This window comes from Castellaniella hirudinis (assembly GCF_047468865.1).
GTDB lineage: Bacteria > Pseudomonadota > Gammaproteobacteria > Burkholderiales > Burkholderiaceae_B > Castellaniella > Castellaniella hirudinis_A.
The window spans coordinates 37650-63705 of sequence record NZ_JBLGTV010000012.1; the positions used below are offsets into that span (position 1 = coordinate 37650).

The window sequence follows — 26056 nt, forward strand, 5'->3', positions numbered from 1 at the left end:
ATTTAGCCGGTTCGATACCCACAACAAAGACCGCCATGTTCCCTTATTCCTTACGGCTGGCCACCGCTCTGGCCGTCCTGATCCTGGCCGGCTGCAGCGATGGCTCGGGCTCGGACGTCGCCCCCGCCCCCCAGCCCCAAGACCCTTTGGCGGCCTACAAGAACCAGACAGTCCACTGGCACGATTGCAGCGCTTATTTTTCCCAGGCAACAGACCCGGACGAATTCGAAACCTTCACCCGCCTGGGCACGCGACTGCAATGCGCGGATATCCAGGCCCCGATGGATTATGCCCACCCCGACCAGAGCCGGATCACCGTGTCGATCATGCAGGTGCTGGCCGCCGATGCGCCGGACACCAAGCCCCACCTGTTCTTCAACCCGGGCGGCCCCGGGGTCGACGGGCAAAAGGACGCCGTGTGGTACGCCGCTTTGCTGGCCCAGGGCAACGCAGCCACAGCCCTGGGAAAAAAATACCAGGACATGGCGCAATCATATAATTTCGTCGGGTTTTCGCCCCGGGGGGTCGGTGCCAGCAGCAACCTGATCTGCGCCGGCAACGAATACGTCTATGAATCCGACCCGACCCAATGGGGAAATACCCCAGACAATATCCAGAAACTGACGGACACGGCCCGCTATATCGCAAAGAATTGCCAAAAAAACCCAATATCGGACTACATCAATACCGATGCTACGGCGCGCGACATGGATCTGATGCGCCATCTGCTGGGCGATGTGCAATTGCATTACTTCGGCATTTCCTACGGCACTTGGCTGGGTTTCTGGTATGCGGGCATTTTCCCGGATCGGGCCGGCCCCATGGTGCTGGACAGCAATATGGATTTCAGCCAATCCATCCATGACGCGTCCATCCTGTATAAAGAAGGCCAAATACACACCTTCCAGAATTTCATCGCCCCCTATATCGCCCGGCACGACGACATCCTCGGCCTGGGCGACACGGCCGCCGCCGTCATCGCCAACACCCAGGCCCTGGGCCACGAAGCAAAAGCCGTGCTGCTGGGCCTGAATCTCAGCTTCCGGGCCGAACCCGGCGTGATACCGTCCTACATCGCGGCCTTGAAACTGATGACTCTGACCCAGGATCTGCTAGACCGAGGGAAATCCCCGGACGACATCCAGCAGGCCCTGCTGGCCACCCCCCCGATCGCCGACGAAGCCATCCAGACATTATTCCGCAAAGGCATCGAACCCGTTGTGCAACTACTGAAAAACCACCGGAACCCGCTGTTCTACGCCACACCCAGTTTTTTCAGGCTGAACAATTCGGCTTCTGTGTGGAACACCGTGGTCTGCAACGACGAACCGATTCCCCCGGGCCGGGATCAAGCCTACTGGACACAAACCGGGCTGGCCCTGGCCGAACGCCAATCCATCATTTCCAATGACATCATCCAGCAACCCTGCCTGGACTGGGCTCCCCCGGTGGACGGCGCCTCCAAGCCCGCCATTGAAAGCCTGAAAACCGTCCCGCTGCTGATGCTGCAAAGCCAGTTCGATGTGCCTACCCCCTTGTCCGGCGCCCTGCGCGCCTTCGATCGGCTACCCGCCACAAAAATGGTGCAGGTGTCCAATGAAGGCACGCACGGCCTGCTGGTTTACGAGACCGAATGCGTGGACTTGGCGGTCATGGACTACCTGTTGGGCACCCCGCCCGCCCAACGCCTGACCACATGCCCCGGCAAACCCCTGGCGCTGGATCAACAACACGCCGACCAAGGCAAAACGCGCAGCGCTCAGCCGCCCTCGCCATCCCCCTTCACAGACCCCGCACGGGCCAGGGTCCTGAAGGAAAAACTGCGTCAATCCATTCAATAGCCAAAAACCGGGGGCGGGCCGCCATTTCCCGGGGCCCGGGCCCGCCGCCCGCCCTCAGCGAACACCGCAAATGGATCGAACGCCAAACGCGCATCAGCGCCAGAATATCGGGTCGCCCCGGCCAATTAAGCAGAATTATTGCTAAAGTAGGCTACTATTAAGCGCATTAGAAGAAGACACACTTCATACAATTAAAAAAACAACCTGTATCGCTGCCAGGTAGGCTGCCTGGGGTGGTACGGCTCGCCCCCCTACAACCCGAGGACTCCATGCGTAACCTGAAAATTGGCACCCGGCTGGCGCTGGGTTTTGGCTTTATTCTTCTTTTATTGATCGTGATGTCGGGCATTGGCGCCTGGCGCATGCTGGCCACCGAGTCCGGCAGCTCGGATCTCCTGCAGCGGCAGTCCAATAATGCGCTGATCCTGCGCTGGGCGCGGCAGGTGGACGTCAACGCCAACCAAGCGCTGGCGGCCGCCAACCTGACCAACCCGGACGTGCTGAAAGTCTTCAAGGACGGCTTGACGGAAACCGACCAGCGCTCGGATCAGCTGCGCGACGAAATCCAAAAACAGCTGACCTCCCCGACCGCGATTGCCCAACTCAACAAAGCCCTGGCCGTGCGCGAAACCTACCTCACAGGGCGCGAACAGGCTTTCAAGGATCTGGACAACGGCGATTACGCCAAGGCGGATACTTTCTTCAACCAGGAAATGCCCAAGATCACCGCCGAATACATCAGCGAAATCGACAAGCTTTCCCAAATACAAAGCAATGAAGTCGAACATTCCTTCGACAAAGCCGGCCAAGCCAATCAACTGGGACTCAGCCTGCTGGGCCTGGCTACCCTGCTGGCCCTGATCTTCGGGCCGCTGTTTGCCTGGCGGGTGACCCGCAGCGTCACCCACCCGTTGGGCCACGCCATCGGCCTGGCCGAAGCCGTGGCCCAACGCGATCTCAGCCACCAGGTGCACGCCACCGGCCGCGACGAAGTCGGCCAGCTTCTGCGCGCACTCAGCACCATGGAAGAAAACCTGCGCCACACCGTCAGCGACGTGCGTGGCGGGGCCGAATCCATCGCCTCGGCCGCCAACCAGATCTCCGCCGGCAACCTGGATCTGTCCTCGCGCACCGAACAACAGGCCAGCTCCCTGGCGCAGACCGCCGCCACCATGGAAGAAATCACCGCCACCGTGCGCCAGAACGCCGACAACACCCAGCAGGCCAACAGCCTGGCCGCCGCCGCCGCGAAAACCGCCGCCGACGGCGGCGACATGGTGGCCGAACTGGTCGCCACCATGGGCGAAATCAACAGCAAGTCCCAGCAAGTGGCCGACATCATCGGCGTCATTGACTCCATCGCCTTCCAGACCAACATCCTGGCGCTCAACGCCGCCGTCGAGGCCGCCCGCGCCGGCGAACAGGGCCGCGGCTTTGCCGTGGTCGCCGCCGAAGTGCGCGCCCTGGCCCAGCGCTCGGCCGGCGCCGCCAAAGAAATCAAAGACCTCATCGACGATTCCGTCCAGGCCACCACCAAGGGCAACGACCAGGCCGCCCACGCGGGCGACACCATGCAAGAAATCGTCACCAGCATCAACCGCGTCACCGACATCATGGGCGAGATCAACGCCGCCAACCGCGAACAGACCACCGGCATCGAGGAAATCAATTCCGCCATCACGCAGATGGACGACGTCACCCGGCAAAACGCCAGCCTGGTCGAAGAATCCGCCGCCGCCGCCACCAGCCTGCAGGCCCAGGCCGACCACCTGGCCGACTTGGTCGCCACCTTCAACCTGGGCGACCAGGCCGGCGCCGCGCAACGCGGATCGGGCCGCGCCCGGGCGGGCGCCGGGGCATCGGCCGGCGCTGCCGGCATGGGCGGTACTGGCGGCGCCTCCGGGCCGCAAGCGGGCGGCACAGCCGCCGCGCGCCTGCCCTCGGCGCCGGAAAAAGTCGTCAGCCCCGCGCCGGGGCGTACCCCCCGGGCCGCGCCCAAAGCCGCACCGAGCGCCCCGGCCGGCAACCGCCCGGCCCTGCGCGCCCCCGGCAAGCCCGCCCCCGCCACGGCCGACACCGAGGAATGGACTGAATTCTAAGAAAAACACACCCATGAGGCCAGGCCCTGGTTGACGCAACAGCCAGGGCCTGGCCTTTTCCCAATCCATCCCAGGAGACAGTTCATGCGTTTTTCTTTCTTGGCCCTGACGCTTGGCGTCGCGCTGATGGGCAGTGCCCCCGCCGCGCTCGCACAAGTCAAGATCGGCGTGGTGACATCGGCCACCGGGCCGACGGCGCTGGTGGGCATCCCGCAAAAAAACACCGTGCCGCTGCTGCCCACCCGGGCGGGCGATCTTGACATCGAATACATCAGCCTGGACGACGCCAGCGACCCGACCCTGACGGTCACGGCATTCAAGAAGCTGATCAGCGAAAACCACGTGGATGCCCTGATCGGGCCCACGGGTTCGCCCAATGCCATGAGCGTGCTGCAATTTGCCGCCGAATCCGGCACCCCGATGTTGGCCCCCGTCGGGGCGGCGTCCATCGTGCTGCCCATGACCCCAGAAAAAAAATGGGCCTTCAAGACCACGCAAAACACCGACATCATCGCCCAGGCCCTGGTGCGCGACATGGTTCAGCGCGGCATCAAGACCGTCGGTTTCATCGGGTTTGCCGACGCCTACGGCGAAGACTGGGCCCAGGTATTCGGCCAATTGGCCAAGGAAAACGGCCTGCGGCTGGTGGCCTCCGAGCGCTATCAACGCACGGACAGTTCCGTCACGGGCCAGGCGCTCAAGCTGCTGGCCGCCAAGCCCGATGCCGTGCTGGTGGCGGGCACCGGGGGCGCGGCGGCCCTGCCCCAGGTCACCCTGGCGCAGCAGGGCTACAAAGGCCAGTTCTACCAAACCCACGGGGCGGCCCTGCCCGTCTTCCTATCCCTGGGCGGCCCTGCCGTCGAAGGCACCATCCTGGCCGCCAGCCTGATGCTGGTGCTGTCGGAAATCCCCGACAGCAACCCGTCCAAGCCCATCGTCCAAGACTACATCCAGCGCTACCAGGCGATGTACGGCGAAAAACCCGCCACCTTCGGCGCCAACGTCTACGACGCGGGCCTGCTGCTGCAGCACGCCATCCCCATGGCGGCCAAAACCGCCCAGCCCGGCTCCGCCGAATTCCGCCAGGCCCTGCGCGACGCCCTGGAACAAACCAAAGAGCTGACCGCCACCCAGGGGGTCTACACCATGAGCCCGGCCGACCACAGCGGGTTCGACGAGCGCGGGCGCGAACTGATTACGGTGAAAGACGGCAAATGGGTGTTGCTGCCCTCCCCGACGCCCTGATCCGCCGATTGACGCAGCATTAAAACAGGGACGGCCCGCAGCGGATACGAGCCACAGGGGCGACGGTTGATCGGCATGGGGCGCGGCAGTCAGCCGCGCCCCGGATCAAGACGCGCTTGAATGCACCACCCGCATCCAGCCGCCGTCAACCCGGCACGGACAAACAGGCGCGGCGGGCTTGCGCCCTGGGCATCACCCCGCCTTTTGCTGATCCAGTTTCTGCTGCAAAGCATCCAGCGGCAGTGCCCCGTTGACGCGGCTGCCGTCGGCGAAAAACAAGGCCGGCGTGCCGCGCACATTCAGCTGCCGCCCCAGGGCCAGGTTGTCCTGGATAGGCGTGGCGCAATCGGCGGCGGCGGGCAGCTGGCCCCGAACCATCCAGTTTTTCCAGGTGGCGGCCGGGTCTTGCGCACACCAGATATCGCGGGCCTTGGTGCTGGAATCCGGCGACAGGATGGGATACAAGAAGGTGTATACCGTCACGTCGTCGATGTTTTCCAGGGTCTGGTGCAGTTGCTTGCAATAGCCGCAATTGGGGTCTTCAAACACCGCCATCTGGCGCGCGCCGGTGCCTTTGACCTGACGGATGGCGCGATCCAGCGGCAGGCTGTCGAAAGCCACCTGCTGCAGGATTTCCAGGCGTTCGGCGGTCAGGTCGCGGCGCGCTTTGGCGTCGATCAGGGCGCCTTGCAGCACATAATCCACCTGGGCATCGGTATAGACCAGATCCAAGCCCACCTGCACTTCGAAAATCCCCGCCATCGGGGTCAGGCGCACGGCGTCCACCTGAATCCCGGGAAAGCGCTGGGCAAAGGCCTGGCCGATGGCCCGGGCCTGTTCGGGCGGCGGCGTGGTGGCGGCCAATACCCGGGCATCGGGCGCGGCGGCGGGGTCGGTCGCCGCAGGGGATTGGCCCACTGCAGGGGACTGGCCCGCCGCAACAGCGGGCGCGGTGCCGACGACCCGGGCGTCGGACGCCCCGGCGGCGGCTGTCGGCCCGGCGGCCTGGGCAGCGGCCGGGCTGGACGCCGCGGGCGCGGCCTGGACTGCCTGGGGGGCGGCGTCCCCCGACGGGGCGGCCAGGGCCGCGCCCGATAAACCGGCCCCCAGCATCAAGACGGCGGCAGATGATTTCAGTTTCATGGTTTCAGTTTCTCGCGGCGGCGCGGATGAGTTGGCGTTTGATCAATGGTAACTGATCCGCCACCAGCATGCCTTGGTTGCGTGCCCAGGCCAGCGGCGCGCACGACGTGCCGAACAATCGGTGCAGGCCGTGGGTGACCAGACCCATGGCCAGCACCGGCTCGGCCCGGCGGCGGCGGTAGCGGGCCAGCAGGCGCATGTCGCCCAAGGGGCGGTGGGGCGCCCGGGCGGCCAGCACCCGCAGCAGCACCTCGACATCGCCCAGGCCCAGGTTAAGCCCCTGGCCGGCCAGGGGATGCACCCGGTGCGCGGCATCGCCCACCAGGACGACGCCGGGGGCCGCCATGGCGCTGCGTTCCAGCGTCAGGGGGAAGCCCTGGGGCGCGGTGCGCAGGCGCAAATCCCCCAGCCGCCCCCCGGTAATGGCCCGGGCGTGGCCGGCAAACCAGGCTTGGGCCTCGTCGGCCGGCATCGCCAGCCATCGGCGTGCCTGGGTTTCGGGCATGGACCACACCAATGAGGCCTGCGGGCCATCGGCCGTATCGGGCATGGGCAGCAGGGCGAATACGCTGTCGCCGGTAAACCACTGGCAGGCATAGCGCTGGTGCGGGCGGCCGATGTCCAAGTGCGCCACCACGCCCATGTCGCCGTAAGGCGTGTAATCATGGTGGATGCCCGCCGCCTGGCGCACAGGAGAGCGCGCGCCATCGGCCCCCACCAACAGCAGCGCCTGCCACTGCCGCCCCTGCCGGGTCGTGATGCGCACCCCGTCCGCCGCGTGGTGATCCAGGCGGTCGAAGTGGTCTTCGTGCCAGGCCAGCCCCATCACTTGCACGGCCTGCTGCAGGGCGCGCTCGATTTCGCCCGACTCAACGATCCAGGCCAGCGTGTCGCGGGCATCCTGCCAGGCGGACAAGTCCAGCAGCCCTTGGGCGTCCCCGTGGATTTCCATGGTCTCCACGGGGGTGACGCGACGCATATCCACCAGCCGCCAAGCGCCCAAACGATCCAGCAACGCCTGGCTGGCCGCCGAAATGGCATACACCCGGGGATGGTAGTCGTCCGCCGAGCGCGCCGCCGGCGCCTGGCGCGGCCCCAGCAAGGCCACCGGCAGACCCGCCCGCGACAGCCCCAGGGCGCAGGCCAAGCCGGCGATCCCGGTGCCGCAGACAAAAATAGGATGTTTCATGGGAGCTCCCAACGAATATGCCGCTTTGCCGATATTTTATCTAGCGCTGGGGGCGCCCGCAGCGGCGGGCCACAGCAGCCACATGCGGCCTGGCTGTTTCATGCGCCCGGCCGACGCCCCGGCCGCGTCGCCGGTGCCCCAGTAGTAATCCGCCCGCGCCGCGCCGCGAATGGCCGCGCCGGTGTCCTGGGCGAACACCAGGCGCTGCAGCGGCGCGCCGCCGGGCTGCCGGGTGTCCAGCCACAGCGGCGTCCCCAGCGGCACGAACTGGGGGTCGACGGCCACGGCCCGCTGGGCCATCAAGGGAATACCGTAAGCCCCGCGTGGGCCGAGCTCTGGATCCACAATGGCTTCGGCCCGGAAAAACACCATGGCCGGGTTGACGTTCAACAGCGTCTGCACGCGGTCGGGATGATTGCGCGCCCATTGTTTGATGTTTTGCATGGAAGTCTGGGCCAGCGGCATTTCGCCCTGGCGCGCCAGCCACTGCCCGATGGACGCGTAGGGCTGGCCATTGTGGTCATCGTAGGCCAGGCGCAACACCCCGCCATCGGGCAGCACGGCCCGGCCCGACCCCTGGATCTGCAGGAAAAACGCCTCGACGGGGTCGCTGGCCCAGACAATCGCCGGCGGCTGGCGGGCCGGATCGGCGGCAATCTGGGCCCGGGTATCGTAGGGCACCACGCGCCGCCCCGCCAGCTTGCCGCGCACCCGCTTGCCGGCCAGTTCGGGATAGAGCGCCCCCAGATCGACCACCAGCAAGTCCGGCGGCGTGGCGTACAGCGGCCACTGATAATCGCCCCCCCGGGCGCGCGCCGCATGGATCAGGGGTTCGTAATAGCCAGTGACCGTATTGCTGGCCGCCTGGCCGGGGGCCTGATCCAGCCGCCAGGGCTTGAGCATCGCCTGCAGAAACTGGCGCACGGGCTGGCCCGACGCCTGCGGCCCCAGGCCGGACTGGAGCGCCGCCTGGCACACCGGTTGCCAGACCCGGGGGGCCGCCCGGGCGGGCAAGGCCAAAGACCCCGACACCGGCCGCATCAGCCCCTTGCAGTTGTTCAGCAAGGCTTTCCAGACGTGGGACAGATCATCGTCCGCCCAGCCCGGCAACTGCGACCAGGCCGCCGGCGCATAGTGGCCTTTCAGGGGGCGCGCCGGGGTTTCGGGCAGGGCCGACAAGGCCGGCACCACCAGCGGCTGATCCACCGCCGGGGCCGCCTCGGGGGCAGCAGGCTCATCGGGGATCGAGGCACATGCGCTCAACAGGGCCAAGACGGCCGCAGACCAGTACAGTTTTTTCATCCGGGACCAGCTGAATTAAAATAGCGGAAATCAGGAACACGCGGATAGCCAAGCCCACAGGCGCGGCGATACGCCAACGCCGCGCCGGCATCCCTGAACCCGTCATCATGACACATCCGCCGCGCGCCTTGCTAAATTCTTCACGTCCAACCCTCGCCCCCGCCATGACCGCCCCCCTGCCCGCCGCCCGTATCGCCCCCAGCCTGCTGTCCGCCGACTTCGCCCGCCTGGGCGAAGAAACCACCGCCGTGATCGCCGCCGGGGCGGACTGGATTCATTTCGACGTCATGGACAACCACTTCGTGCCCAACCTGACGATGGGCCCCATGGTCTGCGCCGCCTTGCGTCCCCACACCCAGGCGCCCATCGACGTGCACCTGATGGTCGAACCCGTCGACGCCCTGATCCCCGCCTTTGCCCAGGCCGGGGCCAACATCATCAGTTTCCACCCCGAAGCCTCGCGCCACGTGGATCGCACCCTGGCCCTGATCCGCGACCACGGCTGCCAGGCCGGGCTGGTCTTCAACCCGGCCACCCCGCTGCATTGGATGGATCATCTGATGGATCGCCTGGATCTGGTCTTGCTGATGTCGGTCAACCCCGGCTTTGGCGGACAGTCGTTTATTCCCCACACCCTGGAAAAACTGGCCCAGGCCCGCGCCCGCATCGACGCCTGGCAAGCCCGGGGCGGCCAGCCCATCGCCCTGGAAGTCGATGGCGGGGTCAAAGCCGACAACATCGCCGATATCCGCGCCGCCGGGGCGGATGCTTTCGTGGCGGGATCGGCCATTTTCGGCCAACCGGACTACACCCGGGTCATCGCGGCGCTGCGCCAGGGCATCGCCCAAGGGGATGCCCGCCGCGCCCCCTGACGCGCCGCCGCCCCCCAACGTGATACGATAGGCCGCCTCGTTTTCTGGTTTAGCCAAACATGCAGTTCTCTGGAATCCTGTTCGATCTGGACGGCACGCTGGTGCACACCATCCCGGATCTTGCGGCGGCCGCCAACGCCATGCGGCTGGACATGGGTCTGTCCGTCCTGCCGGAAGACTTGGTCGCCACCTTCGTCGGCAAGGGGGTCGAACAGCTGGTGATGCGCACCCTGGGCCACGAAGGCCCGGCGCCCAACATCGACTCGGTCATGCGCGGGCTGGCCCGTTTCCAGGATCATTACCGCGGCCTGAACGGCCGCTACAGCCAGCTGTACCCCGGCGTCGTCGGCGGCCTGCAGGCCTTCCGCGACCAAGGCGCGCGCCTGGCGGTGGTCACCAACAAAGGCACGGCCTTCACCGCCCCGTTGCTGCAGCACATGGGCTTGGCCAGCTTTTTCGACGCCGTCGTGTGCGGCGACACCTGCGAGCGCAAGAAACCCGACCCGCTGCCCCTGTTCCATGCCTGTGACCTGCTGGGCATCCGCCCGGCGCAGGCCTTGTTCATCGGGGATTCGATCAACGACGCGCAAGCCGCCCAGGCCGCCGGCATCCCCATACTGGCGGTGCCCTACGGCTACAACGAAGGCCAGCCCGTGCAAAGCCTGCAGGTGGATGCTATAGTGGACAGCATTCTGGATGCAGCCCGGTGGGCGGCCCACAGACACACAAAAACGCACACACAAGCCACATGACTTCCATTTGCTATTACCCGATCGCCGCCCGCGCCACTTGGCGCTGGTGGCGCTGGCGTTCCGGGTAATGGCTTCCCGGCGCGCGTGGCCCCTGCCGCCGCGCCGCCTTGCATGCACCGCCCGGGCTTTGTATTGGCCGGGCTTTTTTCTGTCCCGGCCCCCTGTAACCCCCTCTTGCTACCGCCATGACAGAAATCGAATTCAACGCACTGGCCGCCCAAGGCTATAACCGCATTCCTTTGATCGCGGAAACCTACGCCGACCTGGACACCCCGCTGGCCATTTATCTGAAACTGGCCCACGCCGGCCCCGAAGCCGGGCGCAACAGCTGCCTGCTGGAATCCGTGGTGGGGGGCGAACGCTTCGGGCGCTATTCCTTCATCGGCTTGCCCGCCAAGACCTTGATCCGCGCCACCGGCAGCGTCACCGAAGTCGTGCGCCAGGGCCAGGTGGTGGAAACCCACCACGGCGACCCGCTGTCTTTCATCGAAGCCTTCCAGCAGCGCTTCAAAGTCGCGCTGCGCCCCGGCATGCCGCGTTTCGCCGGCGGCCTGGCGGGATATTTCGGCTACGACACGGTGCGCCACATCGAGCCCCGCCTGGGGCCGTGCGTCAAACCCCGTCCCGTGGGCCAGCAGCCGGGCACGCCGGACATCATGCTGCTGCAGGTGGACGAACTGGTCATCGTGGATAACCTGGCCGGGCGCACCTACCTGATCGTCTACGCCGACCCGGCCCAGCCAGAGGCCTACGCACTGGGTCGCCGCCGCCTGCGCGCCCTGCGCGAAAAACTGCGCACCCCGGTGGTCATCCCCTATGCCTACGCCAGCATGCAGACCCCCACCGAGCGCGACTTCAAGAAAGAAGACTACCTGGCCGCCGTGCTGAAGGCCAAAGAATACATCGCGGCCGGCGACCTGATGCAGGTGCAGGTGGGCCAGGTGATCGCCAAGCCCTTCCGCGACTCGCCCCTGTCCCTGTACCGGGCGCTGCGCTCGCTCAACCCATCGCCCTACATGTACTACTGGAACTTCGACAGCTTCCATGTGGTGGGGGCCTCGCCCGAAATCCTGGTGCGCCAGGATCGTGAAACCGTGGACGGCGAAACGCGGGAAATGGTCACCATCCGCCCCCTGGCCGGCACGCGCAAGCGCGGCACCACCCAGGACGAAGACCTGCGCCTGGAACAAGAACTCCTGGCCGACCCCAAAGAGCGCGCCGAACACGTCATGCTGATCGACCTGGCCCGCAACGACATCGGCCGGGTGGCCAAGACCGGCACGGTCGAAGTCACCGACACCATGACCATCGAGCGCTATTCGCACGTCATGCACCTGGTCTCCAACGTGCGCGGCGAACTGCGGGACGGCATGGGCAACCTGGACGTCCTGCGCGCCACCTTCCCGGCGGGCACCCTGACCGGCGCGCCCAAAGTGCGCGCCATGGAAATCATCGACGAACTGGAGCCCGTGCAGCGCGGCATCTACGGCGGCGCGGCCGGATACATGAGCTACGGCGGCGAAATGGACATGGCCATCGCCATCCGCACCGGGATCATCCGCGATGGCATGCTGTACGTGCAGGCCGCCGCCGGCATCGTGGCCGATTCCGACCCCGAAAAAGAATGGCAGGAAACCGAGGCCAAGGCCCGCGCCCTGCTGCGGGCGGCCGAGCAAGTCCAATTCGGGCTGGACGAGCCGATTTGAAACCCCAGGGGGCAGCCCCTGTTTTTAAACCACGGGGGGCCTGCCCCCGCGCCTTAATTTTTCAGGAACCCTTCACATCGTGCAGGACAGCCGCCCCACCGCCGACCCGGCTTCCCATGTCGAAAGACGCCATTCCCGCTGGTACGAAATCGTCCTGTTGAGCGCGCCCTTCCAGGTGCTGGCCGGCCTGGTGGTGGTGCTGCTGCTGCCGGCCATGGGGGCCTGGGGGGTGGATTTCTGGCGCTACCCCGATGGCCCGCGCGTCAATACCCAGTGGGTGGTGGGGCTGTCGTTCATCCTGATCGTGCTGGTCTTGCGCCGCCTGTCGGGGTTTTCCGGCGGCGGCGTCATCGCCCACGTGGCGCCGGTGGTCAGCATGGTCTATCTGCTGGCCTTTGCCGGGCTGTTTTTCACCCGCAGCGACTACTCGCGCCCGGTGCTGCTGTCAGCCTATGTCCTCACCCTGTTCTGGTGCTACACGGGCTATTTCCTGGGCCGCCGGTATCGCAAAGTCAAGCTGGCCGTGCTGCCCATGGGGCCGGGCATCACCCTGCCCTCGGGCCCCAACCTGGAAATCCGCCCGCTGAACACCCCCGACCTGCACGGGGTGCGCTACGACGCCCTGGTGGCCGACCTGCGCAGCCCGGCGATGACCCCGGAATGGGAACGCTTCGTCGCCACCTGCATCCTGGCGCAAATCCCCGTGTTTCACGTGCGCCAAGTGCAGGAAGGCCTGACCGGCCAGGTGCGGCTGGATCATTTGTCCGAAAACGAAGTCGGCACCCTGCTGCCCTCGCCCCTGTACGTCATGTGCAAGCGCCTGGTGGACGTGGCGGCGGTGCTGCTGGCCGCCCCCCTGGCCCTGCCCGTCATGGCCCTCACCGCCCTGGCCATCCGGCGCGACAGCCCCGGCCCGGCGCTGTTCGTGCAAAACCGCGTGGGCCTGGGCAACCACGACTTCAAAATCTACAAATTCCGCAGCATGCGGGTGGATGCCGAATCGGCCGGCGCCCGGCTGGCCGCCGCGGACGACGACCGCATCACCCGGGTGGGGGCGTTCATCCGCAAGACCCGCCTGGACGAACTGCCCCAGCTGTGGAACGTCCTGAAAGGCGACATGAGTCTGATCGGCCCGCGCCCCGAACAACGCGTTTTCGTGGATCAGTTCGACGCCGAAATCCCGTTCTACATCTACCGCCACGTCGTGCGGCCCGGCATCACCGGCTGGGCCCAGGTCATGCAAGGCTACGCCAGCGACGCCGACGCCACCCGCATCAAAATCCAGCACGATTTTTATTACATCAAGCACTTTTCATTGTGGCTGGATATCCTGATCCTGTTCAAGACCGTGCGCATTGTGCTGACCGGCTGGGGGGCGCGGTAGCCCCCCAGCCCGGCCGACCACCACACAGGCCCCCAGCGGGCGGGCCGCCGGCAACCCCGCCGGAATATCCGGCCATTCAGGCCAGACGCACGGTTCGCCGGGCCAGCAACAGCATCACCCCCAGCAACAGGGTTTCCACCCCCACCAGGCCGGCGGCCATCCCCACCCCGCCGTAAAAACACGACAGGCCCGTGCCGACGGCCAACCCCAGCATGGAAAACAGCAGCACCACATAGCTGGTGGATCGCGCCCGGCCCGCCGGAATCAGCAGCACCATGGCGATGCTTTGATTCAGGATGCGCAACGGCGCCAGGGGCAACAACACCAGATAGACCGCCTGCGCGCCTGGATAACCCGCCCCCAGCATGAGATCCAGCGCCCAGGGCCCCAGTTGCCAGGCCAATGCCCCGCCCAGGGTCGCCACCACGGCCACCCCCAGCAGCACCAGCAGCGGCAGGCGCAACGCCGCCACCCCGGCCCGCCCCTGCAGGCGGCGCGAAAACACGGGGAAAATCGCGGTCAGAAAAGGCACCCCCAGGCTGGTCATGCCCTTGATCAGTTTTTCGGCCGGGGCGAATTCGCCCACGGCGCGCTTACCCGCGGCCACGCCCAGCAATACCGGCACGGCGGTAATCGCCAGATTGGTGGCACTGCGGTAGACAAAAAAGTGAAAGCCCTGGCGCACCTGCACGCAGGCCCCGGCAAAGTCCCAATGCAAAGGCCCCACCTGACGGCGGCACCACAGCAGCAACCCCGCCATGCTGAGAATCGGCGGAATGGCCAACAGCGGCAGGGCCAAAAGAAAATCCTGCGGCCCCCGCACCCACAGGGCCACCAGCCCCAGCCCCAGCAAGCGCAGGGCCGCATCCAGCAAGGCAGGCAGCGCCATCTGTTCGCGCCCTTGGAAATACCACATGGGGCTGAAGCCGGCCGCCATGAAATAAGCCAGCACAAAACCCAGCAGCGCCAGATGCCAGGGGTTATCGTCCAGCGCGCCGACCGCCCACACCAGCAGCATCAGCGCCACCATGGGAATGGCCAGCAGGCCCTTGGCCAGCATCACCTGCGACACCAGGCGGTTCAGCACCGCCGTTTGGCCCCGCGCCAAAGCGGTCTGCTGCGCGGCATTGATGCCAAAGCCATATTCCACCAGCAAAGACGCCGTAAACGCCAGCGCCTGGCAAAACAGAATCTGGCCATACAGACTCACCCCCAGTGTGCGCGCCAGCAGGGGAATTTCCAGCAAAGGGGCCAGCAACGTGATGATCTGCACCAGATACAGTGCACCGGCGTTTTTCAGAAAGGAGGCGACCGCGCGGTGGATGGACAAAATCAGGCCATCAAGCGCTGCATGGCCAAAAGCACAAACACGAACACGCCCAAGGATAAGCCGGCCACCACGATGGCCAGCAGAAAGGATAAACAGACCCAAACAAACAACGGCATCCCGCACAGACGGCCGGACGAGACTTGGGAATCTGTATGATTTGTTGTCAGCATTTGTATCACCCGTGCTAGGCCGATCTGCGTGATTTTAACGGGAAACCGGCGGCCGATCCTCGTTCTTTTCGGGGGCGCGCTGTGAAAACCGCCAAGGGCCGTGCGCGCGGCATCATCCTGTATGAACAACGGCAGGCAAAGATAGCGGCACTGGGGGAGTTCCCCGTCACTTCAGACGGACAAGGACAAGGTCATGGCATGTTTTCCAGAGACCGCAGCAGCCGGGCGCGCCGCGCCCGAGACTGGCGCGCCGCCTGCAGCAGCCCGCCGCGCGGCCCCAGGCCCACCGACACGAAATGCAGCACCCCGGCAGCCAGAATGATGGACGGCGAAGCGGCCAGATCCGCGTAATACGACAACAGCAGGCCCGCATAGGAGGCTAATGCTCCCAGGATCGCCGCCAGCACCATCTGCCCGCCCACCGAACGCACCCAGAACCGGGCGGCGGTGGCGGGCAGCATCATGATGCCGACCACCATCAAAGTCCCCAGCACCTGGAAGCCCGCCACCAGGTTCAGCACCAGCAGCAACAAAAACCCCATATGCGCCCAGGCCCCCGCGCGGCCTTCGGCGCGCAGGAACATCGGATCCAGACATTCGGTGACCAGCACCCGGAACATGGCCGCCAGCGCCAGCAGGGTCACGCTGCTGACCAGCGTGACCAGCAACAGCGCGGCGGCACTGAGGCCCAGCACCGTGCCGAACAACACATGCATCAAGTCCAGGTTGGTGCCCTTGAGCGACACCAGCAACACCCCCAGGCCCAGCGACACCAGGTAAAAAGCGGCAAAGCTGGCATCTTCGCGCAGCGGCGTCAGGCGCGACACCAGACCGGCCAGCAGCGCCACGACAATCCCGGTCAGCAGCCCGCCCAGGGTCATGGCCGTCATGGACAGGCCGGCGGTCAGAAACCCGACCGCCACGCCGGGCAGGATGGCATGCGCCATCGCGTCGCCCATCAGGCTCAGGCGGCGCAGCACCAGAAACACCCCCAGCGGCCCGGCCGCAAAGGCCAAGGCCCAGGCCCCGGCCAACGCCCGGCGCATGAAGCTGAAATCAATAAAAGGCTGTACCAGGAAATCCCACGCGGACATCATGCCAGCCCCCCGGCGCACAGGTGTCGCGCCAAGTGCAGGTTGGCCGGACTCAGCACCCGGCCGGTCGGCCCCCAATCGACCACCTGTCCGCCCAGCAGCAGGGTGTCGGGGAAATGCTGATGCACCATGTCCAGGTCGTGCAAAACGGCCACGATGGTGCGGCCCTGCCCATGCCACTTGTGCAACAGGGCCAGCAGGTCTTCGGTGGTGGCGCGATCCACGGCGGCAAACGGTTCGTCCAGCAGGATGATCTGCGCATCGCGCAACATCAGGCGGGCAAACAAAGCCCGCTGCAACTGGCCGCCCGACAGGGTATCCACGGGCTGGCGGCCGAAGCCGCCCAGGCCCACGGCGTCCAGCGCCGCCTCGACGGCATCACGATCCGCCGCCCCCATGCCGCGCCAGGCCCCCAGACGATGCCAGGCCCCCAGCGCCACCAGGTCGAAGGTGCTGATGGGAAAACTGAGGTCGAGTTCGGCCGACTGCGGCAGGCAGGCCAGGTGGCGGGCCAGATCCGGGCGAATGCGCACCTGCCCGCGCAGGGCGTTGAGCCGGCCATCCAGCGCCTTCAGCAAAGTGGACTTGCCCGCGCCATTGGGCCCCACCAGCGCGGTCAGCGCGCCCTGGGCGAACGCGCCGCTGACATCCCGCAAGGCAATGCGGTCGTGCCAGCCCAGCCAGACTTGGCGCAGCGCGATGGCGGGCGCCGCCGCGACATGCGGCGCACCCTCTGGCTCCGCCGGCGCGGCGGCCCCTACCACCATTGCAAGGCCCACCCGGTGAGCCCCCACAACACGGCCACCGCCAAGGCGGCGCGCCGCATGCGCTGGGCCGCCGACAACAGCAGGGATGAGCCCCGGTAACGATCGGGGCGGGAAGAAAAAGGCGGCATGGCGGGCAGAATCGAAAAAATGAATCGTTATGATATAACATAACCATCATGAGTACCCATCATCATTCCGCCTCGGCAGTTGCCCGGCAGTTGCAGACCGCCCAATCGCTGTGCGAACAGCGCGGCTCACGTTTGACCCCGCTGCGGCGGCTGGTACTGGAAACCCTGCTGCGCCACCCTGGCAGCATGAAAGCCTACGAGCTGCTGGACGCGCTGCGGGCCGCCCAGCCCGGCGCCGCGCCGCCCACGGTCTACCGGGCGCTGGATTTCCTGACCGAGCAGGGTTTGATCCACCGCCTGGACGCCATCAGCGCCTGGAGCGCCTGCAGCGATGCGGGGGGCGACCCCCACGACCTGCTGGTCGTCTGCACCCGCTGCGGCAGCGTGGCCGAACTCAGCGACCCGGCGCTGGGCCAGCGCCTGGCCGATTGCGTGGCCCGGGCGGGCTTTACCCTGGCGGGCCACGAAACCGAACTGCGCGCCATCTGCACCCAATGCCGGCAACCCGCCCCTGAACAGTCCGCGTAAACCCCCGCGCAGGGGCGGATCGGCCCGACGGACAGGCGATCAGCCCGCGACCCCGACGATCACGCTGGACGCCTTGAAAATCGCCTTGACCGAAGTGCCGACGGCCAGGCCCAGGTTCTGGGCGCTTTCATTGGTGATGATGGCCGCCAGGGTCAGGCCGTCGGAATCGAGCACGACCTCGGTGTTGACCGCGCCGGTTTCCAGGCGCGTGATGCGGCCGCTCAGGCAGTTGCGCGCCGAAAACCGCGTGGGGCCGTCCTCGGCCACCAGGATGACGGAAGAAGATTTCACCAGAGCGAACACCTCGCCGCCGGTTTTGAGCGCCAAGGTCTGGGCACTGCCGCATGTGATGATCGCATGCAGTTGCTGCCCGCCGGCCAGCTGGATGCTGACCGCATCATTGACCACCCCTCGCTGCAGATCGGTGACGACGCCGGAAAAAAAATTGCGGGCACTTGTTTTCATGATATGGGTTTTTCCCAGTAGATATAGGCCCAGCGCATCGCGGCGCCGCCGGATGCGGCCTGGGCCGGGTTGACATCATACCAAGCGCGCAGGCGATCCAGCTCGTCAACGGCCAGGTCTGGATACGTCCATGACACCCGGGCGGCAAACACCTCGAAGGACGCCGCGCCGGCTATGTCGGCCACGTTGGACGCCCGCGACGCCACGGCAATATCGCAGACGGGGACTTGCGCCCAGTCGTCCTCCCAGGCCAGGTGCAGGGTTGGCGGCCGAATCGGATCCGCGCATCCCAGTCGCTGGCCTGTTTGGGCGACTGCCCGGCACGGGCCATGTGGTTGCGGTACAAGCTGGCGAAATCCAGATCCTCGATGGTCGGCGGCAACGCCTCGGCGGGGCCTGTCACAATCCACATCGACCAACGCATAAGGCACGCCGGTCTGCCGCCGCGCCCCGCCAGACGCCCCAGGAGCGGCAGCGTCCGCACCTGGGGGACGAGCCAGTCCAGCGCCCGGCCCAGGCGCGCAAGCCCGGTTCGCTGGCGGGCAATTCTTCGCCCAATCCACCGGTAAAGCGGCGCCAATCGGCGAGGAATTCCCCCGCCACGATGGTCAGCACGGGAATGTCCGCCTCGATCAGGCCCAGGATTTCCTGCACGAAGCCGCCGCCGGATGCCTCCTGGCGGCCAAAGCGGTTGACCACGGCCAACGCCGGGCGGGCCTGAATCGCCGCGCGCAGAACCCCGCTGGCCGCGGCCAGGCGCGTGATGTCCAGACAGCACGCCTGCGAACCCGCCCCCAAGTCCTGGAAAATCAAGAAGCGCTCGCCGGTGTGGACGTCCTGCAGACAGCGGCGCACCCGGCCATGGCCGGCTCCGTGCTTCACCATGGCCAGCCCCCGTACGTCCAGGCCCTGGCGGCGCAGATCCGCCACCAAGCCTTGCAGGAGTTGGTCGGCCTCATCCTCGTGATCGTGCACGATCGCGGCAATCGGTAGTGTGATGGAATCCATGACAGTGTCTCCAAGCGGGTCAGAAGCGGTAGATACCATTCACGAACCAGGTTCGGCCGGGCATGGGATAACCATCCGAAAGCTCATAATACTTGTCCAGGGCGTTGCGCACACCAGCGCTCACGCTCACGTCCTTGCGCGGTTCGTAGGTCGCCTTCAGGCCCAGAATCGCGTAGCCCGCCAGATCCATATGGGTCTTGTCGTAGGCGACCGTCCGGCCGGATTCCGCCTCGACCGTCGCTTGAGCGCTCCAGCGGGCGGCGGGCTTCCAGTCCAGGTGGGCAAAGACCCGGTGGCGCGGCACATCGGTCAACGGGACATTGGGATCGCTCAGGTTGTCGCGCTGCATCCAGGTATAGGCCACGCCGGCCGCCCAGCGCTCGCCGAAGGCTTGCGTGAAATCCAGTTCGACACCTCGGATGCGCGCGGCCGATATTGTTCGCATGGCTGCACAGCCCCGGCACGCCCTTGTTGTCGACGCAAGGCCCGGGGATCAGCTCGTTCTGGATGGGATCTTTGACATCGCTGTAGAACAAGGCGATTTCGGCCTGCGCCCGGGGCCAGGGCGTCCCGCGCCAACCCAGTTCCACATGGCGGGCGACCTCGGGGCGCAAATCCGGGTTGGGCAGCGCCGTCCCCATGCCGGCGGAATAGCGGTTCTTGATCGTCGGAAAGCGCGTCTTGTGGGCGACACTGCCATAAACTTCACTGACATCGGACCAGTCATAGACCAATTCGGCCAGCCCAACGGGCGCTAGTCCCGGGCAGCATAAAGCAGGCCCTGTTTGCCCTAAGCCACAGCCTATGATGTAATCGCAGGCTGGCATCATGGCCCGAAATTGTTTGCCCTAGCGCGCGGCCTATGATGTAATCGAACGCTTGTCGCACGGCCCCCTGGCAAGGCCCAAAACCCCTAAGCCTTTTGGCAGCTCGTCGCATCGCACAGAGAAAACCCATGAACGCCGCAACCCCCGACAAATCCACTGACGCCATGATCCCCGTCACCGTCCTGACCGGGTTCCTGGGGGCGGGCAAGACCACCTTGCTGCGCCGCATCCTGACCGAATTCCACGGCCAGCGCATCGCGGTCATCGAGAATGAATTCGGCGAAGAAAACATCGACAACGATGTGCTGGTGCAAGACCGTGACGAACAGATCATCGAACTCTCCAACGGCTGCGTCTGCTGCACGGTGCGCGGCGACCTGATCCGCACGCTCAACGACCTGGCCGACCGCCGCCGGAGCGGCGCCATCCAGTTCGACCGGGTCATCATCGAGACCACCGGCATGGCCAACCCCGGCCCCGTGTGCCAGACCTTCTTCATGGACGACGACATCGCCGAAACCTACCGGCTGGATGCCGTCATCACCGTGGTGGACGCCAAGCACGGCATGGCCACGCTGGATCGCCAGGAAGAAGCCCAGCGCCAGGTCGGTTTCGCCGACCGCATCCTGATCTCCAAGAAAGACCTGGTCAACGAGGCCGACTACGACGCCCTGCGCGCCCGCCTGGTGCGCATCAATCCGCGCGCGTCCATCACCCCGGCGCACTTCGGCGAGACCGATCTGAATACCTTGCTGGATGTCAGCGGCTTCGACCTGGACGCCATCCTGGACATCGACCCGGAATTCCTGGCCGAAGAAGACGCCCACGGCCACGCGCACCACGACCATCATGATCATGGCCACCACGACCATGACCACGACGACGAGGACGGCTACCACGAATGCGGCCCCAGCTGCGGTCACGACCATCATCACGCCCACCACAGCGACGAGATCGGCGCCTTCGTGTTCCGCTCCAACAAGGCATTCGACCCCGAACGCCTGGAAGACTTCCTGGGCGGCATCGTCCAGGTCTACGGGCCCGACCTGCTGCGCTACAAGGGCATTCTCTACATCAAGGGCATCAACCGCCGCATGATCTTCCAGGGCGTGCACATGATGATGGGGGCCGAACCCGGCAGCCCCTGGAAAGCCAGTGAAAAGCCGAATACCCGCCTGGTGTTCATTGGCCGTAAACTGCCTCAAGACATCTTTACCCAGGGGCTTGAACAATGCCTGGCCTGACCGCCCCCCCGCCCCGCGCTGCCCCGCTGTATCCACGGGATGCGGACGACCGGCCTCGGCACATAAAAAGGACACCACATGGCTAACAAATCCAGCACCAAACCATCGGCCAAGATACTGACCGAAAAGGAACTGTTGGCGATGCCCGAACAGGACTACATGAACGACGCCCAGCTGGCTTTCTTCCGCGAACGCCTGCACCAGCTCGAACACGAAATCCTGACCAACGCAGGCGCCACCACCGAAAACCTGCGCGAAACCCAATACGTGCCCGACCCGGCAGACCGCGCCACCATCGAGGAAGAACACGCGCTGGAACTCCGCACCCGCGACCGCGAGCGCAAGCTGCTCAAAAAAGTCCAGCAGTCCATCGCCCGCATCGACTCCGGCGAATACGGCTGGTGCGAAGAAACCGGCGAAGCCATCGGCATCCCGCGCCTGCTCGCCCGGCCCACCGCCACCTTGTCCCTGGAAGCCCAGGAACGCCGCGAAATGCGCCAGAAGCTGTACGGGGATTAACCAAGCGCTCCCCGGTGTCTGGCACGGACGGCCCCGTGCCAGACACGCACAAAAAGACCCTCACGCGGCACGGGCTGCGCCCGCTTGCTGCCCCCCGAGGGGGCCGTTTTTGCCTTGGGGCGGCCCGGCGGCAAAAAAGACCCCCACGCCGCGCGAGCGATGCCCTCGCCCTGCCCTGCGGCGACCGGCAGGCCCTGAACAAACGCACATCGCGGAACGGCACCAATCCGTTGCATGTAACGAACGGGCCAAGTAACATGTTTCATGTCACGCAATACAGGGAGTCAAACGATGGCGGCCGCACATGTCAACACGCGCGTGCAAAAGCACCGGAAGACCCTGCGCAGGGCCGGACTACGGCCGGTGCAACTCTGGGTTCCAGACACGCGACAACCCGGTTTTGCGGAAGAATGCCGTCGCCAATGCCGCTTGGCGGCTGAAGCAGACCGGGCCGACGCGCACTTGGACGAATTGATGAGTGAAGCCATTGCCGATATAGACGGCTGGGACGATTGATGGCGCATCAAAACCTGCGTGGCGCGCTCGTGACCATTGCGACGCAAGGCGATTTTGGCAAGCCAAGACCTGCCCTGGTGATCCAGGCCGATCTGTTCGCCGAGCACACCAGTGTGACCGTGCTGCCGATAAGCAGCACGCGAGTCTCCGCGCCACTGCTTCGCATCGACGTCGACCCGGATGCGGAGAACGGCTTGCAAAAGCCCTCGCAAGTCATGATTGACAAAGCGCTGACGGTACGACGCAAGAAAATAGGGACGGCCTTTGGCCATCTCGACACGGCCACGCTGGTTCAAGTCGAGCGCTGCCTGGCCGTTTTCCTGGGTATCGCCAAATAAGATTTCCCAAGAAAGCATCCAGGCCGCGCCCGCTTCGTCCAGCCGGCCACGCCTTGAATTTCCCCATTCCGCCCCCATGTCCATGGTCTTGGACCAAGAGAACACCATGGAACAATTTCACGCCACTACCATCGTCTGCGTCCGCCGCGGCAACGAGGTCGCCCTGGGCGGCGACGGCCAGGTCACCCTGGGCAATATCGTCATCAAGGGCACTGCCCGAAAAATCCGCCGCCTGTACCACGACAAGGTGCTGGCCGGCTTTGCCGGCGCCACCGCCGACGCCTTCACCCTGCAGGAACGCTTCGAGGCCAAGCTGGAAAAACACCAGGGCCACCTGATGCGCGCCGCCGTCGAGCTGACCCGCGACTGGCGCACCGACCGCGTGCTGCGCCGCCTGGAGGCCATGCTGATCGTGGCCGACCAAGAGCACACCTTGATCCTGACCGGCAACGGCGACGTGCTGGAACCGGAACACGGCATCGCCGCCATCGGCTCGGGCGGGGCCTATGCGCAGTCCGCCGCGCGCGCCCTGCTGGAGGCCACCGACATGACGCCCGCCGAGATCGTCAAGAAATCCCTGGAAATCGCCGGGGAGCTGTGCATCTACACCAACCTGAACCACACCGTCGAAACCCTATAAGGCCCGCCATGTCTGCCACCCCCATGACCCCAAAAGAAATCGTGTCGGAACTGGACAAGCACATCGTCGGCCAGGACAAGGCCAAGCGATCCGTGGCCGTGGCGCTGCGCAACCGCTGGCGCCGCCAGCAGGTGGCCGAGCCCCTGCGCCACGAAATCGTCCCCAAGAACATCCTGATGATCGGCCCCACCGGCGTGGGCAAGACTGAAATCGCCCGCCGTCTGGCGCGCCTGGCCAACGCGCCCTTCATCAAGATCGAAGCCACTAAATTCACCGAGGTCGGCTATGTGGGCCGCGACGTGGACACCATCGTGCGCGATCTGGTCGAAGTCGCCGTCAAGCAGACCCGTGAAACCGAGACTCGCCGCGTGCGCACCCAGGCCGAAGACGCCGCCGAGGATCGCATCCTGGACGCGCTGCTGCCGCCGCCGCGCAACGCCCACGGCGAACCCGAGCGCGAGGAAAACGACACCCGCCAGAAATTCCGCAAGCGCCTGCGCGAGGGCCGGCTGGATGACACAATGATCGACATCGAAGTGGCCCAGGCCCAACCGCACATGGAAATCATGGCCCCGCCGGGCATGGAGGAAATGACCGAGCAGCTGCGCGGCATGTTCGCCGGCTTGTCGCAGGGCAAGACCAAATCGCGCAAGCTGCCGGTCAAGGAAGCCTTCCGCCTGCTGGTCGAGGAAGAAGCCGCCCGACGCATCAACGAGGACGATCTGCGCACCCAGGCGGTGACACTGGTCGAACAGCACGGCATCGTGTTTTTGGATGAAATCGACAAGATCGCCGCCCGCCAGGAAACCGGCGGGGCGGACGTGTCGCGCCAAGGCGTGCAGCGCGACCTGCTGCCACTGGTGGAAGGCACCACCGTCAACACCAAATACGGTATGGTGCGCACCGATCACATCCTGTTCATTGCGTCGGGGGCGTTCCATTTGTCGCGGCCTTCGGATCTGATCCCGGAGCTGCAGGGCCGCTTTCCCATCCGCGTCGAGCTGGATTCCCTGAGCACGGATGATTTCGTGCGCATCCTGAGCAAGACGGACGCGTCCCTGACCAAGCAATACTGCGCCCTGATGGCCACCGAGGACGTGGCTCTGGAATTTACCGACAGCGGCATCCGCCGCCTGGCGGAACTGGCCTTCGAGGTCAACGAGCGCACCGAGAACATCGGTGCGCGGCGGCTGTACACCATCATGGAAAAACTGCTGGAAGACCTGTCTTTCGAAGCCGCCAACCCGGGCGAACAGGCCGTGGTGATCGACACCGAATACGTCAATGACAAGCTATCGGAAACCGCCGGCAGCCAGGATCTGGCGCGCTACGTGCTGTGAAAACACAGTGGCCGGCGCCGCCTATTTTTTCTTCAGGGCGATGATCCGGTACTGCTGATTGGCCCGCTGGGCGGTGAATTCGACTATATCGCCCACGACGATCCCGTCCAGCAGGACGACATCCAGGTGGTACACCAGCGTCATGGCGGGCAATTCCAGCTTGGGGATGGCCCCATGCCGGATGGCGATCTTGCCCGCCGTCGGCGTGATACGCACCACCTGGCCGCTGGCCCGGGCCTGCACGGGCTGGGCCTGGGCCACCTGGCCCAGCACCTGAAGGTTCGGCACGGACGGGGCGGCGGCCCGGGCCTGCGCGGCGGGGGCCGACAGTGCCAACGCCGCCAACGCCGGCAGGGCCATCGAAAAAAAACGAAGCATCATGGGATAAACTCTAGCCTCTTGGCACCGGGCGCCGCCACACGGCAGGCCACCCCGCCGGCCAACGGCCCCTTTGCCGCCAAGCATAACGTAAAACCGAGCCCGACCTTGCCCAACGCCATCCCTGGTTACACCCTGCGCCCCGCCACCGAAGCCGACATCCCCGCCATCCACGCGCTGATGATGGAAATGGCCACCTTCGAGAAACTGACGGACATTTTCAAAGCCACGCACGACAGCCTGCGGGCCAGCTTCTTCGGCCCCCAGGCGGCCGCCCACGCGCTGGTGATCACCCCCGACACGGCGCCCGGCGCCCCGGTCGCGTACATCATGTGGTTTCACAACTACTCCAGCTTCCTGGATCGCCGGGGCCTGTACCTGGAGGACGTGTATATCTCGCCCGCCCACCGGGGCCGCGGCCTGGGCGGCTGGGTGCTCAAACACCTGGCGGCCCTGGCGGTGGAACTCGGCTGCGGCCGCTTCGAGTGGGTGGTGCTGGACTGGAACCAGAACGCCATTGATTTCTACAAACACCACGGGGCCGAAATCCTGGACGACTGGCGCGTCGTGCGCGTCACGGGCGAGGCCCTGCAGCGCCTGGCCACGGACGACTGATCCACCGCCCCGGCGGCAAGCCCCGGGGCCGCCCCCTATCCAAGGAAGACACCATGTCGCTGCGCGTTTCCATCGTCGCCACCCGCACCGGGGATGACGGCACCACCGGCCTGGGAGACAAGACCCGGGTATCCAAGGACGCGCCGCGCATCGCGGCGCTGGGCGACGTGGATGAGCTGAACAGCGCCTTGGGCGTATGGCGCACCCATCCCCTGCCCGATGACGTGGACGCCCTGCTCAAGCGCATCCAGCACGATCTGTTCGATCTGGGCGGCGAACTGTGCATCCCCGGCTGGACGGCCCTGACGGACGCCCACACCCAGCGGCTGGATCAGGCCCTGCAGCATTACAACGCCGCGCTGGGGCCGCTGCAGGAATTCATCCTGCCCGGCGGCTGTCCGGCGGCGGCCCAGGCGCATGTGGCGCGCACCATCGCCCGCCGGGCCGAACGCGCCGTGGTCACCCTGTCCCGCCAGGACACGGTCAATCCGCCGGTGCTGCATTATTTGAACCGCCTGTCCGACCTGTGCTTCGTGCTGGCGCGCTACCTGAACCGCGCCGCCGGGGTCGGCGACGTGCTGTGGGAGCGATAGGCCCCTGCGCCGACAAAGCGGGC

28 protein-coding genes and 1 pseudogene are annotated in these 26056 nt (G+C 65.8%); 16 read left to right on the forward strand and 13 right to left on the reverse strand.

Annotation, left to right across the window (positions count from 1 at the left end):
• Positions 1-35 precede the first annotated feature (35 nt).
• The 3 genes from ACMHYJ_RS13350 (at position 36) to ACMHYJ_RS13360 (ending at position 5185) form a co-directional block, all read left to right on the forward strand.
• Positions 36-1841, forward strand: coding sequence for an alpha/beta fold hydrolase (locus tag ACMHYJ_RS13350; protein ID WP_414246674.1), 1806 nt, complete (start codon positions 36-38; stop codon positions 1839-1841).
• Between the two features lie 269 nt (positions 1842-2110).
• Positions 2111-3940 (forward strand): methyl-accepting chemotaxis protein, encoded by a 1830-nt coding sequence (locus ACMHYJ_RS13355; RefSeq protein ID WP_414246675.1) that lies wholly within the window; start codon positions 2111-2113, stop codon positions 3938-3940.
• Between the two features lie 84 nt (positions 3941-4024).
• Positions 4025-5185 (forward strand): ABC transporter substrate-binding protein, encoded by a 1161-nt coding sequence (locus ACMHYJ_RS13360; RefSeq protein ID WP_414246676.1) that lies wholly within the window; start codon positions 4025-4027, stop codon positions 5183-5185.
• A 192-nt stretch (positions 5186-5377) separates the two neighbouring features.
• Here ACMHYJ_RS13360 and ACMHYJ_RS13365 read toward each other — a convergent pair whose 3' ends face one another.
• The 3 genes from ACMHYJ_RS13365 to ACMHYJ_RS13375 form a co-directional block, all read right to left on the reverse strand.
• Entirely contained in the window at positions 5378-6268 is an 891-nt protein-coding gene (locus ACMHYJ_RS13365) for a DsbC family protein (RefSeq protein ID WP_414246739.1), read from the reverse strand.
• 64 nt (positions 6269-6332) lie between these two features.
• Complete coding sequence (locus ACMHYJ_RS13370; protein WP_414246677.1) at positions 6333-7517, reverse strand: FAD-dependent monooxygenase; 1185 nt, start codon at positions 7515-7517, stop codon at positions 6333-6335.
• A 36-nt stretch (positions 7518-7553) separates the two neighbouring features.
• A complete protein-coding gene (locus ACMHYJ_RS13375; RefSeq protein WP_414246678.1) occupies positions 7554-8819 on the reverse strand; it encodes a murein transglycosylase A in 1266 nt (421 codons plus the stop codon).
• A 164-nt stretch (positions 8820-8983) separates the two neighbouring features.
• On the opposite strand from ACMHYJ_RS13375, the gene rpe reads away from it, so the two are divergent.
• The 4 genes from rpe (at position 8984) to ACMHYJ_RS13395 (ending at position 13533) form a co-directional block, all read left to right on the forward strand.
• Positions 8984-9691: a ribulose-phosphate 3-epimerase gene (gene rpe, locus ACMHYJ_RS13380; protein WP_414246679.1), complete on the forward strand. Its 708-nt coding sequence runs from the start codon at positions 8984-8986 to the stop codon at positions 9689-9691.
• 59 nt (positions 9692-9750) lie between these two features.
• On the forward strand, positions 9751-10443 hold the full coding sequence (locus tag ACMHYJ_RS13385; RefSeq protein WP_414246680.1) for a phosphoglycolate phosphatase: 693 nt from the start codon (positions 9751-9753) through the stop codon (positions 10441-10443).
• A 185-nt stretch (positions 10444-10628) separates the two neighbouring features.
• A complete protein-coding gene (gene trpE, locus ACMHYJ_RS13390) occupies positions 10629-12149 on the forward strand; it encodes an anthranilate synthase component I (RefSeq protein WP_414246681.1) in 1521 nt (506 codons plus the stop codon).
• 79 nt (positions 12150-12228) lie between these two features.
• A complete protein-coding gene (locus ACMHYJ_RS13395; protein ID WP_414246682.1) occupies positions 12229-13533 on the forward strand; it encodes a sugar transferase in 1305 nt (434 codons plus the stop codon).
• 76 nt (positions 13534-13609) lie between these two features.
• Here the strand turns inward: ACMHYJ_RS13395 and ACMHYJ_RS13400 are convergent, their stop codons facing one another.
• The 4 genes from ACMHYJ_RS13400 to ACMHYJ_RS13415 form a co-directional block, all read right to left on the reverse strand.
• On the reverse strand, positions 13610-14863 hold the full coding sequence (locus tag ACMHYJ_RS13400; protein ID WP_414246683.1) for an oligosaccharide flippase family protein: 1254 nt from the start codon (positions 14861-14863) through the stop codon (positions 13610-13612).
• Positions 14864-15224: 361 nt separating this feature from the next.
• Entirely contained in the window at positions 15225-16127 is a 903-nt protein-coding gene (locus ACMHYJ_RS13405) for a metal ABC transporter permease (RefSeq protein ID WP_414246740.1), read from the reverse strand.
• On the reverse strand, positions 16127-16894 hold the full coding sequence (locus ACMHYJ_RS13410; RefSeq protein ID WP_414246684.1) for a metal ABC transporter ATP-binding protein: 768 nt from the start codon (positions 16892-16894) through the stop codon (positions 16127-16129). The genes ACMHYJ_RS13405 and ACMHYJ_RS13410 overlap by 1 nt, the downstream gene beginning before the upstream one ends.
• The gene (locus ACMHYJ_RS13415) at positions 16885-17022 is read right to left on the reverse strand and encodes a hypothetical protein (RefSeq protein ID WP_414246685.1); all 138 of its coding nucleotides are present in this window, start codon (positions 17020-17022) and stop codon (positions 16885-16887) included. The genes ACMHYJ_RS13410 and ACMHYJ_RS13415 overlap by 10 nt, the downstream gene beginning before the upstream one ends.
• 48 nt (positions 17023-17070) lie before the next feature.
• Between ACMHYJ_RS13415 and ACMHYJ_RS13420 the strand changes: the two genes are divergently transcribed.
• Entirely contained in the window at positions 17071-17550 is a 480-nt protein-coding gene (locus ACMHYJ_RS13420) for a Fur family transcriptional regulator (RefSeq protein ID WP_414246686.1), read from the forward strand.
• Positions 17551-17589: 39 nt separating this feature from the next.
• Here ACMHYJ_RS13420 and ACMHYJ_RS13425 read toward each other — a convergent pair whose 3' ends face one another.
• The 5 genes and pseudogenes from ACMHYJ_RS13425 to ACMHYJ_RS13445 form a co-directional block, all read right to left on the reverse strand.
• A complete protein-coding gene (locus ACMHYJ_RS13425; protein WP_414246687.1) occupies positions 17590-18015 on the reverse strand; it encodes a TOBE domain-containing protein in 426 nt (141 codons plus the stop codon).
• The gene (locus ACMHYJ_RS13430; RefSeq protein ID WP_414246688.1) at positions 18012-18200 is read right to left on the reverse strand and encodes a hypothetical protein; all 189 of its coding nucleotides are present in this window, start codon (positions 18198-18200) and stop codon (positions 18012-18014) included. The genes ACMHYJ_RS13425 and ACMHYJ_RS13430 overlap by 4 nt, the downstream gene beginning before the upstream one ends.
• Positions 18201-18414: 214 nt before the next feature.
• Positions 18415-19023 (reverse strand): DUF2478 domain-containing protein, encoded by a 609-nt coding sequence (locus ACMHYJ_RS13435; protein ID WP_414246689.1) that lies wholly within the window; start codon positions 19021-19023, stop codon positions 18415-18417.
• A gap of 19 nt (positions 19024-19042) precedes the next feature.
• Complete coding sequence (locus ACMHYJ_RS13440; protein ID WP_414246690.1) at positions 19043-19468, reverse strand: TonB-dependent receptor domain-containing protein; 426 nt, start codon at positions 19466-19468, stop codon at positions 19043-19045.
• Between the two features lie 37 nt (positions 19469-19505).
• Positions 19506-19853, reverse strand: a pseudogene (locus ACMHYJ_RS13445) (TonB-dependent receptor domain-containing protein); the annotation flags it as partial.
• A 125-nt stretch (positions 19854-19978) separates the two neighbouring features.
• On the opposite strand from ACMHYJ_RS13445, the gene ACMHYJ_RS13450 reads away from it, so the two are divergent.
• From ACMHYJ_RS13450 to hslU, 6 genes are all read left to right on the forward strand, one after another.
• Entirely contained in the window at positions 19979-21094 is a 1116-nt protein-coding gene (locus tag ACMHYJ_RS13450; RefSeq protein WP_414246691.1) for a CobW family GTP-binding protein, read from the forward strand.
• A gap of 78 nt (positions 21095-21172) precedes the next feature.
• Entirely contained in the window at positions 21173-21613 is a 441-nt protein-coding gene (gene dksA, locus ACMHYJ_RS13455; protein WP_414246692.1) for an RNA polymerase-binding protein DksA, read from the forward strand.
• A gap of 291 nt (positions 21614-21904) precedes the next feature.
• A complete protein-coding gene (locus ACMHYJ_RS13460; protein WP_414246693.1) occupies positions 21905-22129 on the forward strand; it encodes an antitoxin MazE family protein in 225 nt (74 codons plus the stop codon).
• On the forward strand, positions 22129-22467 hold the full coding sequence (locus ACMHYJ_RS13465) for a type II toxin-antitoxin system PemK/MazF family toxin (protein ID WP_414246694.1): 339 nt from the start codon (positions 22129-22131) through the stop codon (positions 22465-22467). Before ACMHYJ_RS13460 ends, ACMHYJ_RS13465 begins: the two co-directional genes overlap by 1 nt.
• A 106-nt stretch (positions 22468-22573) precedes the next feature.
• The gene (gene hslV, locus ACMHYJ_RS13470) at positions 22574-23107 is read left to right on the forward strand and encodes an ATP-dependent protease subunit HslV (RefSeq protein WP_414246695.1); all 534 of its coding nucleotides are present in this window, start codon (positions 22574-22576) and stop codon (positions 23105-23107) included.
• An 8-nt stretch (positions 23108-23115) separates the two neighbouring features.
• Positions 23116-24447: an ATP-dependent protease ATPase subunit HslU gene (gene hslU, locus ACMHYJ_RS13475; protein ID WP_414246696.1), complete on the forward strand. Its 1332-nt coding sequence runs from the start codon at positions 23116-23118 to the stop codon at positions 24445-24447.
• A 21-nt stretch (positions 24448-24468) separates the two neighbouring features.
• Here the strand turns inward: hslU and ACMHYJ_RS13480 are convergent, their stop codons facing one another.
• A complete protein-coding gene (locus ACMHYJ_RS13480) occupies positions 24469-24828 on the reverse strand; it encodes a copper-binding protein (protein WP_414246697.1) in 360 nt (119 codons plus the stop codon).
• Between the two features lie 177 nt (positions 24829-25005).
• Here ACMHYJ_RS13480 and ACMHYJ_RS13485 point away from each other — a divergent pair, with 177 nt between their 5' ends.
• Entirely contained in the window at positions 25006-25440 is a 435-nt protein-coding gene (locus ACMHYJ_RS13485; RefSeq protein ID WP_414246741.1) for an N-acetyltransferase family protein, read from the forward strand.
• A 53-nt stretch (positions 25441-25493) separates the two neighbouring features.
• On the forward strand, positions 25494-26033 hold the full coding sequence (locus ACMHYJ_RS13490; RefSeq protein WP_414246698.1) for a cob(I)yrinic acid a,c-diamide adenosyltransferase: 540 nt from the start codon (positions 25494-25496) through the stop codon (positions 26031-26033).
• The last annotated feature ends 23 nt before the right edge of the window (positions 26034-26056 follow it).